General features: G+C 68.1%; 14 protein-coding genes. 7 read left to right on the plus strand and 7 right to left on the minus strand.

From position 1 onward, the window contains the following. The first annotated feature begins 11 nt into the window (after window positions 1-11). Both ACZ7OI_RS45560 and ACZ7OI_RS45565 read left to right on the plus strand, forming a co-directional pair. A complete protein-coding gene (locus tag ACZ7OI_RS45560) occupies window positions 12-185 on the plus strand; it encodes a hypothetical protein (protein ID WP_470270337.1) in 174 nt (57 codons plus the stop codon). After that, window positions 182-1,450, plus strand: a complete 1,269-nt coding sequence (locus ACZ7OI_RS45565) for a glycosyltransferase (RefSeq protein ID WP_470270338.1) — start codon at window positions 182-184, stop codon at window positions 1,448-1,450. Before ACZ7OI_RS45560 ends, ACZ7OI_RS45565 begins: the two co-directional genes overlap by 4 nt. Before the next feature lie 6 nt (window positions 1,451-1,456). Here the strand turns inward: ACZ7OI_RS45565 and ACZ7OI_RS45570 are convergent, their stop codons facing one another. Genes ACZ7OI_RS45570 through pdhA form a run of 3 tightly spaced genes read right to left on the minus strand, consistent with a single transcriptional unit; the run spans window position 1,457 to window position 4,835 of the window. Next, complete coding sequence (locus ACZ7OI_RS45570) at window positions 1,457-2,704, minus strand: dihydrolipoamide acetyltransferase family protein (protein ID WP_470270339.1); 1,248 nt, start codon at window positions 2,702-2,704, stop codon at window positions 1,457-1,459. Further along, entirely contained in the window at window positions 2,704-3,729 is a 1,026-nt protein-coding gene (locus ACZ7OI_RS45575) for an alpha-ketoacid dehydrogenase subunit beta (protein WP_470270340.1), read from the minus strand. Before ACZ7OI_RS45575 ends, ACZ7OI_RS45570 begins: the two co-directional genes overlap by 1 nt. Further along, complete coding sequence (gene pdhA, locus ACZ7OI_RS45580) at window positions 3,726-4,835, minus strand: pyruvate dehydrogenase (acetyl-transferring) E1 component subunit alpha (protein ID WP_470270341.1); 1,110 nt, start codon at window positions 4,833-4,835, stop codon at window positions 3,726-3,728. The genes ACZ7OI_RS45575 and pdhA overlap by 4 nt, the downstream gene beginning before the upstream one ends. A 140-nt stretch (window positions 4,836-4,975) precedes the next feature. Between pdhA and ACZ7OI_RS45585 the strand changes: the two genes are divergently transcribed. Beyond that, window positions 4,976-5,428: an Lrp/AsnC family transcriptional regulator gene (locus ACZ7OI_RS45585; RefSeq protein WP_470270342.1), complete on the plus strand. Its 453-nt coding sequence runs from the start codon at window positions 4,976-4,978 to the stop codon at window positions 5,426-5,428. A 7-nt stretch (window positions 5,429-5,435) separates the two neighbouring features. Here the strand turns inward: ACZ7OI_RS45585 and ACZ7OI_RS45590 are convergent, their stop codons facing one another. Together ACZ7OI_RS45590 and ACZ7OI_RS45595 are read right to left on the minus strand one after the other, a co-directional pair. Further along, entirely contained in the window at window positions 5,436-5,924 is a 489-nt protein-coding gene (locus ACZ7OI_RS45590; protein WP_470270343.1) for a GNAT family N-acetyltransferase, read from the minus strand. A 31-nt stretch (window positions 5,925-5,955) separates the two neighbouring features. Continuing rightward, window positions 5,956-6,678, minus strand: coding sequence for a VOC family protein (locus ACZ7OI_RS45595; RefSeq protein WP_470270344.1), 723 nt, complete (start codon window positions 6,676-6,678; stop codon window positions 5,956-5,958). A 150-nt stretch (window positions 6,679-6,828) separates the two neighbouring features. Between ACZ7OI_RS45595 and ACZ7OI_RS45600 the strand changes: the two genes are divergently transcribed. Further along, on the plus strand, window positions 6,829-7,515 hold the full coding sequence (locus ACZ7OI_RS45600) for a GNAT family N-acetyltransferase (RefSeq protein WP_470270345.1): 687 nt from the start codon (window positions 6,829-6,831) through the stop codon (window positions 7,513-7,515). Here the strand turns inward: ACZ7OI_RS45600 and ACZ7OI_RS45605 are convergent. Next, a complete protein-coding gene (locus tag ACZ7OI_RS45605) occupies window positions 7,497-8,336 on the minus strand; it encodes an alpha/beta hydrolase (protein WP_470270346.1) in 840 nt (279 codons plus the stop codon). The genes ACZ7OI_RS45600 and ACZ7OI_RS45605 overlap by 19 nt on opposite strands. A 163-nt stretch (window positions 8,337-8,499) precedes the next feature. On the opposite strand from ACZ7OI_RS45605, the gene ACZ7OI_RS45610 reads away from it, so the two are divergent. The 3 genes from ACZ7OI_RS45610 (at window position 8,500) to ACZ7OI_RS45620 (ending at window position 11,334) form a co-directional block, all read left to right on the plus strand. Next, entirely contained in the window at window positions 8,500-9,270 is a 771-nt protein-coding gene (locus ACZ7OI_RS45610; protein ID WP_470270347.1) for a thioesterase II family protein, read from the plus strand. Further along, entirely contained in the window at window positions 9,263-10,831 is a 1,569-nt protein-coding gene (locus tag ACZ7OI_RS45615; RefSeq protein WP_470270348.1) for an acyl-CoA carboxylase subunit beta, read from the plus strand. Before ACZ7OI_RS45610 ends, ACZ7OI_RS45615 begins: the two co-directional genes overlap by 8 nt. Window positions 10,832-11,052: 221 nt before the next feature. Next, the gene (locus ACZ7OI_RS45620; protein WP_470270349.1) at window positions 11,053-11,334 is read left to right on the plus strand and encodes an acyl-CoA carboxylase epsilon subunit; all 282 of its coding nucleotides are present in this window, start codon (window positions 11,053-11,055) and stop codon (window positions 11,332-11,334) included. A 339-nt stretch (window positions 11,335-11,673) separates the two neighbouring features. Here the strand turns inward: ACZ7OI_RS45620 and ACZ7OI_RS45625 are convergent, their stop codons facing one another. After that, window positions 11,674-12,327 (minus strand): response regulator transcription factor, encoded by a 654-nt coding sequence (locus tag ACZ7OI_RS45625; protein ID WP_470270350.1) that lies wholly within the window; start codon window positions 12,325-12,327, stop codon window positions 11,674-11,676. Between the last annotated feature and the right edge of the window lie 22 nt (window positions 12,328-12,349).

A 12,349-nucleotide genomic window follows, 5' to 3' on the forward strand; every position in this document is an offset into this window, starting at 1 on the left:
AAGGAAAAGAAATGTCTGTCACCCGGGTCGCTCCCGCTGTCGTGTCCGCCGCCGCGATCGGTGTCGCGCCGTTCCACGGGGTGCTGTGGTTTGTCCTGTCCGTGGCCGGTTTCATCGCGATGGCGTTCACGGTTCGCTCGGTTCGGCTGCGTGCCAACGGGTCCAGGGGCCGGCACGCGGCATGACCCAGCCGTGGTGGTTCGTGCTGCTGCTGTGCTGGTGGCCGGTGCACAACCTGGTGCTGGCGGCCTTTGCCTGGCGTGCGCCGCGGCCTGCTCCGGAACGCTCGTCCAGGTCGCTGCTGTTCTGGATTGTCATTCCGGCGCTGAACGAAGAACGCGTCATCGCCAACACGGTGCGGAATGCGTTACGGCTGGGCACCCCTGAAACTCCGGTGCGAGTGTTGGTCATCGATGACGGATCCGACGACGGTACGCCGGAGATCGTGGCGGGCATCGCTGACGAACGGCTGCATGTTCTGCGGCGCGACTTGCCGCAGGCTCGGCAGGGCAAAGGCGAGGCGCTCAACGCGGGTTACCGGTACATCGACGCCATTGCCGAGCGAGAGGGCACGGTCTCGCAGACCGTCGTGGGCATCATCGACGGTGACGGGCGCGGCAGCACTGGGCTGCTCACGGAAGTGGCGGCGATGTTGCGAAGCCGAGGTGTCGGCGCGGTGCAGTGCCGGGTGCGCATCCACAATAGACAGCGATTGCTGGCGTTGTTGCAGGACTTGGAGTTCGGCGCGATCGCGGATGCTTCGCAGTCGTTGCGGGATGTTCTCGGCAGCGTCGGGATGGGTGGAAACGGGCAGTTCACGCGACTGTCAGTACTGCGGAGGTTCGGGCCTTCGCCGTGGAGCGATTGTCTGGTCGAGGACCTTGAGCTGGGTCTTCGGCTGCATCTGGCCGGGGTGCGGATCCGGTACACGCAGCGGGCTTGGGTGACTCAGCAAGGGCTGGAGGACGTGCGTCGCCTGCTGCGCCAGCGGACTCGCTGGGCACAGGGAAACCTCCAGTGCTCACGGCATTTGCGCAGTCTCGCGACCTCTCGCTTCATTGCCGGGAGCGGGTTGTTCGACTTCCTGGTCTATCTCGTGGTGCCTTGGCTGACTGTCCCGCTGTCCTTGCTGGCGGCGACGCTTCTGGTGATCGTGCCGGTGGCGTTGCTGACGGGGAACTCCTTCGGTGGTTTGGTCGCCGAGACTGGAAATCTCTCGCAGGCGGTGGCGTTGTGGCTGGCTGCGTTGCTGCTGCCCGGAATCATGTGGGCGATCGTCTACTTTGTCCGGTTGCGTGACGAACCGCTGCATCGGGCATTGCTGGCCGGGCTGTGTTACCCGGCGTTCCTGTTGCTGGGTGTGCTGGCGACATGGCGAGCGGTGTTCCGGATTGTCTTGAAGCGGAACGTGTGGGCGAAAACGGAAAGGCTGGCGGAGTTGCCAGCCTGACCGTCCTCACAGGGTGCGCAGCAGCCGTACCGGGTTTTCCATGCAGTCGGCGACGAAGCGGAGGAATCCGCCCGCGGTGCCGCCGTCGCAGACGCGGTGGTCGAACGCCAGCGTCAGCTCGGTGATCTTGCGGGCGGTGACCTGACCGTCCACAATCCACGGCCGGTCGATAATCCGGCCGACGCCCAGGATCGCGACCTCCGGGTAGTTGATGATGGCGGCCGAACCGTCCACTCCGAACACGCCGTAGTTGTTGACGGTGAACGTGCCGCCGGTGAGGTCGGCCGGAGCGAGCCGTCCGGCACGGGCTTGTTCGGTGCGGTCGGCGAGGGCGGCGGACAGGTCTTCCAGCGGGTGCTGGTGCGCGTTCCGGACCACCGGGACGACCAGGCCGCGGTCGGTCTGCGCGGCGAAGCCGAGGTGGACGGCGGACGGGATGACGATCTCGTCGCCTTCCAGATGTGCGTTCAGCTCGGGGAAACGGCGCAGGCCCGCGACGGCGAAGCGGGCGATGAGCGCGAGCAGGCTGAGCTTCGGGGCCTGCGGATCGCTGTTGAGCGCGGTGCGCAGCCGCAGCAGTTCGGTCGCGTCGACGTCCACCCAGACGGTCGCCTCGGGGATCTCGCGGCGGGAGCGGGCGAGTTTGTCGGCGACGGTTTTGCGGAGGCCGCGCAAGGGGATTCGCTGCTCGTCCGGGGTTGCCGCCGGGGGTACTGGGGTTTCCGTGGCGGCGATCGCGCGTTCTACGTCGGCGCGGCTCACGATGCCGTCGGTGCCCGTGCCGTTGAGCGCGTGAAGGTCCACTCCGGACTCGCGGGCGAGACGGCGGACTAGTGGCGAAACTACGCGGATTCGGTCCGAAGTGGACTTCAGTGCCGCGGCTGGTGGTGCTGCCGGTGCTGGTGCCTTGCTGCCGCGCGGTCGCCTCGCACGTCGGGTGCGGGTTTGGCTGGTGCCATAGCCGATCAGAACATTCCCGCTGCCCTCCGGCGTTACGACGCCGGGTTCGGTGAAGTCCGCGGCACTGTCCACAGTGATCAACGGGCTGCCGACGGTCAGCACTTCGCCAGCCGCTCCGTGCAGCGTCGCGACCCGGCCCGCGAACGGCACCGGGACCTCGACGCTCGCCTTCGCGGTCTCGACCTCCACGACGGTCTGGTCCACGGTCACGGTGTCGCCGACCGCCACGTGCCACGCGACGATTTCCGCCTCGGTCAGACCTTCGCCGAGGTCGGGCAGTTTGAAGACGGCCATCACTTCTCCCCGTCGAGCGGTGCCGCGTCGTCCCACTGGAGCCGTTCGATCGCGTCCAGGATCCGGTCGACGCCCGGCAGGTGGTGCTGTTCCAGATTCGGTGCGGGATAAGGAATGTCGAACCCGGCGACGCGCAAGACCGGCGCTTCCAGGTAATGGAAACAGTGCTCGGACAACTGCGCGGCGACCTCGGCGCCGTAGCCGCAGAATCGGCTCGCCTCGTGCACCACGACCGCGCGGCCGGTGCGGCGCACGGACGCGGCGACCGTTTCCAGGTCGAATGGCGCGAGGCTGCGCAAATCGATCACTTCGGCGTTGTATCCCTCTTCCGCGGCGGCCTCGGCAGCTTCGAGGGTCGTTCCGAGTGCGCCGCCGTAGGAAATGAGGGTGACGTCGCTGCCTTCGCGGCGGATCATCGCTTTGTCGAGACCGGGTGAACGCCGTTGCGGGTCAACGGTTCCCTTTTCCCAGTACCGGCGCTTGGGCTCGAGGAAAATGACCGGGTCCGGGCTGTCGATCGCCTCGCGCAGCAGGGTGTAGGCGTCGTCCGGCGTGGCCGGGGTGACGACGCGCAGCCCGGCCGTGTGCGTGTAGTAGACCTCGGACGAGTCGCAGTGGTGCTCGACGCCGCCGATGCCGCCGCCGTAGGGAACCCGGATCACCACGGGCAGTTCGACCTGGCCCTTGGTGCGGTTGCGGAGTTTGGCGAGGTGGCTGGTGATCTGCTCGAACGCGGGGTAGGCGAACGCGTCGAACTGCATCTCGATCACTGGGCGCAGGCCGTTCATGGCCATCCCGATCGCGGTGCCGACGATGCCGGATTCGGCCAGCGGCGAGTCGAAGACGCGGGCGTCGCCGAAGCGCGCGGCGAGTCCGTCGGTGACTCGGAAGACGCCGCCGAGCGTGCCGACGTCCTCGCCGAAGACAAGTACGCGCTCGTCCTCGGCGAGTGCGTCGGCGAGGGCGCGGTTGAGTGCGCCGGCGAGGGACAGGGTCGTGCCCGTCGTGTCCAGAGTGGCGGTCATGCCTGGTCCTCGGTGTTCTCGTGGTTCTCGTACGCCAGGTCGGCGGCCTGCTGCCGCAACGCGGCGGTCGGTTCGGCGTAGACGTGCCGGAAGAGATCCGCCGGGTCGAGCTCGGTGTCGACGTTCATCCGCTCCCGCAACGCGGCAGCTTCCTCTTCGGCGCGCGCGTCGATCTCTTGCTGCGTCTTGTCGTCGAGGAGGCCACGGTCGGTGAGGTACTGCTTGAGGCGGCTGATCGGGTCGCGCGTGAGCCACTGCTCCACTTCGGCCTTGTCGCGGTAGCGTGTCGCGTCGTCGGCGTTGGTGTGCGACTCCATGCGGTAGGTGATGGCCTCGATGAGCGTCGGCCCTTCGCCCGCTGCAGCGCGCTCGACAGCCTGCTCGACGACAGCGTGCACGGCGGCCGCGTCGTTGCCGTCCACGAGTACGGACGGCATGCCGTAGCCGACACCCTTGTACGCGAGCGAAGGCGCAGCAGTCTGCTTCTCGAGCGGGACGCTGATGGCGTAGCCGTTGTTCTGTACGAGGAAGACGACCGGTGCCTTCCAGACAGCGGCGAAGTTCAACGCTTCGTGCGTGTCGCCTTCGCTGGTGGCACCGTCACCGACGAGAACGAGCGAGACCGTGTCCTCGCCCTTCACACGCGCAGCGTGCGCGAAGCCGACCGCGTGCAGCGTGTTGGTGGCGAGCGGCGTGCACTGCGGAGCGACGTTGGCGCGATACGGGTCGTAGCCGCAGTGCCAGTCGCCGCGCAGCAGCGTGAGCACCTCGACCGGGTCGACGCCGCGCGCGACGACGGCCATCGAGTCGCGGTAGGTGGGGAAAAGCCAGTCCTGCGGGCGAAGAGCGAGGATCGAGCCGATCTCGGCGGCCTCCTGCCCGCGCGCCGACGGGTACACCGCGAGCCGGCCCTGTTTGGTGAGCGCGGTGGCCTGGGTGTCGAAGCGGCGTCCGGAAACCATGCCGCGGTAGAGGCGGAGGAGGACGTCGTCCGCGGGCATCGCGAGAGCCGGATCGGACGTCGGCGCGCCGTCGGCGGTCACGAGGCCGAGTGGCTCGTCGCTGGGCAGGAAGTAGGACGCGGCAGTGCGTTCCGTGGTGGTCACCGACAGCTCCCATCGACAAAGACGAGTAGGCCCTGATACTCGCTGTCGGGCGATCAAGGGTCCAGACTTGATCGGCAAGTGTGGAATGATGGCCGAGTTGTGGAGTCTCCATTGGACGATTGGCTTGGGAGGTGGCGCGGATGTCCCGGCCGGATGGACAAATGGCAGCGACGCTCGACGAGGTCGACCTGAAACTGATCGCCGAGCTGAAGAAAGACGGCCGCGCCTCGATGCGCGCGCTGGCCGAACGCGCGCACATTTCGCGGGCAGGTTGCTACACGCGCGTGGAGCGGCTGCACCGCGAGGGAGTGATCACCGGGTACGCGGCGGTCACCGATCCGCGCCGGATGGGGCAGGGGCTGGCCGCGTACGTGTACTTGAAGGTCACGCAGAACTCGTGGCGCACGGTGAGCGCGGAACTCAAGCACATCCCGGAAATCGAACACGGCGGCCTGGTGTCCGGGGACAACGACCTGATCCTGTTCGTGCGGACCCGCGACGCGGACAGCCTGCGGGACTTGGTGTTCGAGCGGTTGCAGTCCATGCCGGACGTGCTCTCGACGCACACCGTGCTGGTCTTCGACGAGCTGTGAGCCTTCGTCAGGCCGGTTTGACCAGGTAGACCGCGAGCTGGAGCACCCCGGTCGCTTCGAACGGCATCGGCGCGCGGCGGTAGCCAGCCCGTTCGTAGAGGGCGATGTTGCGTTCGCTGGACGCGCCGGTGAAGAGGACGTACTGCTTCGTCTCCGGCGGGGCGTGGCGCTCGGCGTGCTCAAGAAGGACTCGCCCGAGGCCGCGCCCCGCCAGATCCGGCGCGACCATCAGGCGGCCGATCTCCCAGCCGTTGTCCTCGACCGTGCGGGCGCGGACCGCGCCGACGAGCCGGTGTCCCTGCCGGACGACCCAGCTGTGCCAGGTCGTGATCGACTCGCGGACCTCTTCGAGGTCTTCGGTCAGCGCTGGATGGTCCAGGGTGTTGTTGAGCAGGGCTTCCTGGACCCAGCAACACCGCTGGAGCACCATCAGCTCGGCGGCGTCCCCGGGTGTCGCTGGGTGCAGGGTCGCGCCGGGGAGGGTTTCGAGGTCCACCTGTTCTGTTCTAGCACCGAATCCCGGTGGTTCAGGAGCCCAGGACGAACTCCGTGCCGAACGGGTCGAGGACGGTCACCATGCGCCCGTACGGGCTGTCCTGCGCTTCGACGACCTTGCCGCCGTGTTCGACCGCCTGAGCGCCCGCCGCGTCGGCGTCGGCGACGAGGAACAGAGTGCCCCACGCCGACGCTGCGGCGGACTGGTCGCCGATGACGCCGCCGATCTCGTGGCCGTCCGGGCGGCGGAGGAAGGTGAAATCGACACCGGCGAGGTCGTCGTTGCCGTCGAGCGTGAAGGCGAAGACCTCGCAGTAGAAGTCGCGCGCCGGCTTGGGCGTGGGGGTGACGAGGTCGTTTCGCAGCAGGGTGCTGGGCTCGTTGACGAGGCGGGCGCCGGGGAGCTTGCGGCCTTGCCAGATCCCGAACCTTGCCCCGGTCGGGTCTTCCGCGACGGCGACGCGGGCGTGGTCTCCGTCGTCGTGCGGGCGGTCGAGGAGCTTGCCGCCTGCGGCGGTGACGGCTTTCGCGGTGACGTCGCAGTCGTCGGTGGCGAAGTAGACGGTCCAGCCTGGTCGGGGGTCGGTTGCTTGGCGCAGGCCGGCGACGGGGAGGTCGCGCAGCAGGCAATGGCCGCCGTCGAACGTCCAGCCGAGGACAGCGCTGTAGAAGCGTCGCGCACGGTCCAGGTCCGGCACGGCGAGGTCGATCCAGGTCGGGGTGCCGAGCGGCTGGTTGCGGTCGACGGTGCTCATCGAGGTCCCTTCGTCGGTGATGCGGCGACGGTAGGGCGGATTGCGGACAGCGGCGGTCCTCGGCTGCTCAGCATGTGGGAGGCGGTGGCCGGGTCCGGTGCGGCGCACGCATTCTTGACCGGGCACCCCGGATCGGAATGGCAGGCGAGAATGAGCACGTCCCCGCTCGAAAACCCCGCTTGGGCTGCGTTGAGCGGTCCGCACGCGTCGTTCGCGGAGCAGAAGGGGCAGGTACTGCGGTATCCGGTGGACGTCTCTCCGTTCCTCGCCGTGCCGGACGAGCCGGACGAGCGCGTGTGGCACGACATCGCCGACCTCATCGGTCCGGGCGCGTCGACGGTCGTGGTCGGCGCGGTCGGGACGCCGCCGCCCGCGGACTGGACGGTGGAGGCCGAGATCGCCGGGGTGCAGATGGACGGTTCGGCCGCCCCGGCAGCCGCCGACGCCGAGGCGGTACGGCTGACCGAGGCGGACGTGCCGGAGATGCTCGAGCTGGTGTCCCGGACGAAACCCGGCCCGTTTCTGCCCCGGACGATCGCTTTGGGCGCCTACTTGGGCATTCGCCGTGACGGGGTCCTGGTAGCGATGGCGGGCGAGCGGATGCATCCGCCGGGGTGGACGGAGATCAGCGCGGTGTGCACGGACCCGGCGTTCCAGGGGCAGGGGTTGGCGGCCCGGCTGGTGCTGGCGGTGGCCGCGGGGATCCGGGAGCGCGGAGAGCGGCCGTTTCTCCACGCCGCCGGGACGAACACCGGCGCGATCCGGTTGTACGAGAAGCTGGGGTTCCGGCTCGCCCGGCAGATGCAGTTCGGTGCTTATCAGGCTCCCTCGCGGTAATCGGCGGTCCCGGCGAGGATTTCGGCCAGGCCCGTCGGACGGAGTAGCGGGTCGAGGTGGCCGACGGGCAGGGAGTGCACGTCGAAGGGGTTGTCGGGCGTGAGGGCGTCGGCTTCTTCGATGAAGTGGTCTTGCAACGCAAGCGGCATGCTGGCGTCTGCGGTCAGCCGGACGTAGCTGTGCGGGATTCGGCCCCAGGCCGCCGGGTCAACGAGGTCGGTACCGGCGTCTCGCGATTCGTCGGGGACGAGGGTGGACAGGAAAGCAATCACCTCTGCGTCGGTGCCGTTGGTGGTCCAGGCGCGTTTCAGCGCGGCTAGGTGTGCGGGATCGGTGGTGCGCCAGTTCATCCGGACTGCGTCTAGGCGTCGTGGGTCGCCGATGGGGCTGAGGCCGGTGTCGGGTGGTCTGAAGGCTGGGGTGGCGAGGTAGTCGGCCGCGGTGCCGGTGACGCAGCACCAAGCGGAGACGTAGACGGTTCGTGCCAGCAAGTCCGGGACAGCGTTGGCGACGCTCGTGACGGTGAAGCCGCCGCGGCTGTGACCTAGGAGGATCACCGGCCCGTATTCGCTTACTCGGCGGACGGTTTCGGCGACGTGTGCGACGTTGTCGGCGTGCGAGATGCCAGCGAGCGGCGATGGTTCTTCGGCGAAGGCCGCGAGGTCTTGGGCCTGGTAGGCGGTGGAGAAGCCGGCGGTGCCGTGGCCGGGGAGGTCGACGGCGAGGCTGCGGTGGCCGCGCAGGGCCAGTTCGCGTTGGAGCGCGGTGAAGCAGCGTCCGGAAGCGTAGGAGCCGTGCACGAGGACGAACGTTGGCTGCATGCGAGGGAATCCTTCTGGCTAGGGGCTGGGCGTGACTGTCCATTGTGGATCTAGGGGGAGTTAGGGGTCGTTGCGTGCGGCGGGCGCGGTTACCGTGGGTCGGCGAAGAAGGATCCGTGGCCGGGTCGTCCCGGCGCAGACGTCGGAAAGGCGGTGGGACGACATGACGGGTAGCGCGAATTCCGACGAGGACAGCTGGTTTCGCCGCTTTCACACGTCGCCCGAGGCGAAGGCAAGGCTGGTGTGCCTGCCGCACGCCGGGGGTTCGGCTCCGTTCTACTTCCCGGTTTCGCGGGCGCTGACGCCGGACATCGAGGTGCTGGCGGTGCAGTACCCGGGCCGCCAGGACCGGCGGCACGAGCCGTTCCTGACCACCATCGACGCGCTGGCGGACCGGATCGCCGACCTGCTGCGCGGCCGCGACGACCTGCCGCTCGCGTTGTTCGGCCACAGCATGGGCGCGATGATCGCCTTCGAGGTGACCCGCCGGCTGGAGGCCGCGGGCGCCACGGTGGACACACTTTTCGTGTCCGGACGTCGGGCACCGTCGCGGCATCGCGACGAGAACGTGCACACCCGCACCGACGACGGCGTGATCGACGAACTGCGCCGGTTGAGCGGCACCGAAATGGATCTGCTCGGCGACGACGACGTCGTGCGGATGATCCTTCCCGTGGTGCGCAACGACTATCGTGCCGTGGAGACCTACCGGTACCGACCGGGCTCGCCGCTGGCGGCCCCGGTGGTCGCGTTCACCGGCACCGACGACCCGGTCGCCTCGGTCGACGAGGTCCGGTCGTGGGGCGACCACACTTCGGCGGGCTTCGAGCTGGTCCCGCTCGCCGGCGGGCACTTCTTCCTGACCCGGCACCAGGACGTGATTCTCCGGCATCTGACCGATCGGCTTGTCGACAAGGGGCGTGCACATGTCTGAGGCACTGGCGGTCGGATTCGACAGCAGGCTCGAGGAACTGCGGGAGATCAAAGAGGCCGCGCGCCGCGGTCCCGACGACGCCGCGACCGCCCGGCAGCACGACCGAGGCAAGCTGACCGCGCACGAGCGCATTGAACTGCTGCTCGACCCAGGTTCCTTCACCGAGATTGAGTCCTTGCGCCGGCACCGCGCGACGGCGTTCGGCCTCGAACACCGGAAGCCGTATTCGGACGGCGTGGTGTGCGGCTGGGGAACGGTGTACGGGCGCACGGTTTTCGTGTATGCCCACGACTTCCGCATTTTCGGCGGCGCGCTTGGCGAGGCGCACGCGCAGAAGATCCACAAGGTGATGGATCTTGCCGCCGCGGCGGGTGCGCCGTTGGTGTCGCTCAACGATGGTGCGGGCGCGCGGATTCAGGAGGGGGTGACGGCGCTCGCCGGGTACGGCGGGATCTTCCAGCGCAACACCCGGTCCTCGGGAGTCATTCCGCAAATTTCGGTGATGCTCGGCCCGTGCGCTGGCGGTGCCGCGTATTCGCCCGCGTTGACGGATTTCGTGTTCATGGTGCGCGAAACCTCGCAGATGTTCATTACCGGCCCGGACGTGGTGCACGCGGTGACCGGCGAGGAGATCACCCAGAACGGTCTTGGCGGCGCGGACGTGCACGCTTCGACGTCGGGTGTGGCCGCGTTTGTCTACGACGACGAACCCAGCTGTCTCGAGGACGTGCGCTACCTGATTTCGTTGCTGCCGTCCAACAACAACGAGGTGCCGCCGGTGGAGCCGACGGCCGATCCGGCGGACCGTCGTACGGACAAGCTCCTTGAGGTGGTGCCGACGGACTCGGCCCGCGCGTACGACATGTGCGCCGTGATCGAGGAAATCGTCGATGACGGCGAGTTCCTCCAGGTACACGCCGGTTGGGCGACGAACGTGGTGTGCGCCTTGGCGCGGCTGAACGGACACGTGGTCGGGATCGTGGCGAACCAGCCGGCGACGCTCGCCGGGGTCCTCGACATCGAGGCGAGCGAGAAGGCCGCGCGGTTTGTGCAGACGTGCGACGCGTTCAATATTCCGCTGGTGACGCTGGTCGACGTGCCGGGCTTCCTGCCAGGGGTGGACCAGGAACACGGCGGCATCATCCGGCACGGGGCGAAACTGCTGTACTCCTACTGCAACGCGACGGTGCCGCGGGTGCAGATGATCCTGCGGAAGGCCTACGGCGGCGCGTACATCGTGATGGACTCGCGCTCGATCGGCGCGGACGTTTCGCTGGCGTGGCCGACGAACGAGATCGCGGTGATGGGCGCCGAGGGCGCGGCGAACGTGATCTTCCGGCGCGAGATCAACGCGGCCGACGACCCGGAGGCGGTGCGGCGGCAGAAGATCAAGGAGTACAAGACCGAGCTGATGCACCCGTACTACGCGGCCGAGCGGGGTCTGGTCGACGACGTGATCGAGCCCGGCCGGACGCGGGAGATGCTGATCCGGTCGCTGACGATGTTGCGGGCCAAGCACGCCGACGTCCCGGCGCGCAAGCACGGGAATCCGCCGATGTGATGGCGGTCCGGGTGGCGCGGCGAGGAACGGGGGATGTGGTGGGGTCGGTTGGAGTGGTGGATCCGGGGCTGGGTGCGGAGGTTCTTGCCGCGGGTGGTGAATCGAGTGCGGCGGAGTTGCTCGTTGTGCGGGGCGAATCGGCCGGGATCGGGGCTTCTCGGAAGCAGGGGGAGTCGGCTGGGCCGGAATCTGGCGGGACGCTCGGTGAGCGATCCGCTGCGATGACGTCTGCAGACGTGGCCAGGGCGGAGGATCCTGCGGCGCAGGGGGATTCGGCTGGGATTGAAACTGCCGGGGAGTGCGGTGAACAGCGTGCTGCTGCGGTAGCGCCCGCAATACGTGTGGTGCGGGGGAATCCGGATGATGTCGAAGTGGCTGCGCTGTTGGTGGCGTTGGCCGCAGTCGGTCAGGCCACGGAGACTGGGCGCGAGGAAATTGCTGTGCCGTCACCTCGGCAACCGTCCACAAGGTTTGTTCCGGCGACGAGCTGGCGGGCACGGTAGTCCGGCCGCGCGACGAAGCGAAGGAGCGGGGCCCGCATCGGCGCAGGGCGATGCGGGCCTTCTGCAGCACCGCAGTTCCGGCTTCGGCAGCCACGCGGAACGCCGGTCTTCGAGATGGCCAGTTTGGGCGAAGTGCCGATCTCGAAGATCGACGGCGAGTAGCGGAAGCGTTGCGCCACAGAAGAACAACTACATCGTCCACAATAGACGAAACGGGGCGAGGTCCAAGATCCATGCCCCCAAGCTACCGCCGCCGGTCGAACATCTGCACGGTATCGATCTGGTGAATCAGGCGCGCGACGGTGCTGTCCAGGCAGTGTGGATGCAGCCGCCGGGGAATCAGGCGTGTACCGCGGTGCTGTCCAGATACGTAAGCACAGCGCGGATGCGGCGGTTTTGATCCCGGCTGGCCTCCAGGCCGAGCTTCGCGAAGATGTTGCTGATGTGGTTCTCCACTGCCCCCTGAGTCACCACCAGGGCCTTGGCGATGGCAGCGTTCGACAGGCCCTGTGCCATCTGCGCCAGCACCTCGGTCTCCCGCGCCGTCAACGCCTCCAGCGGATCGCGGCTGCGGGACAGCATCTGCGCGACCACGTCCGGGTCGATGGCCGATCCTCCGCCGGCGACGCGGCGGACTGCTTCCAGGAAGTCGGCGACGTCGGCGACTCGTTCCTTCAGCAGGTAGCCGACGCCGGAGGTGCCTTCCGCGATCAGGTCTACCGCATAGCTTCCTTCCACGTACTGCGACACCACGAGCACCGGCAAGCCGGGGATTTCCTTGCGGGCGGCCAAAGCCGCGCGCAGGCCTTCGTCGGTGAAGGTCGGGGGCATGCGGACGTCGGCAATGACCAGGTCGGGGCGGTGGTCTCGGATCGCCACCAGCATATCGTCGCCGTTGTCGACCGCGGCGGCGGTTTCGATGCCGACGTCCGCGAGCAGGCTTTGCACTCCGGCGCGCAACAACACCGAGTCTTCAGCGATCACGACGCGCATTTTCCTAGCCTCCACAACAGGA

Source organism: Amycolatopsis sp. NPDC114503 (genome assembly GCF_055633655.1).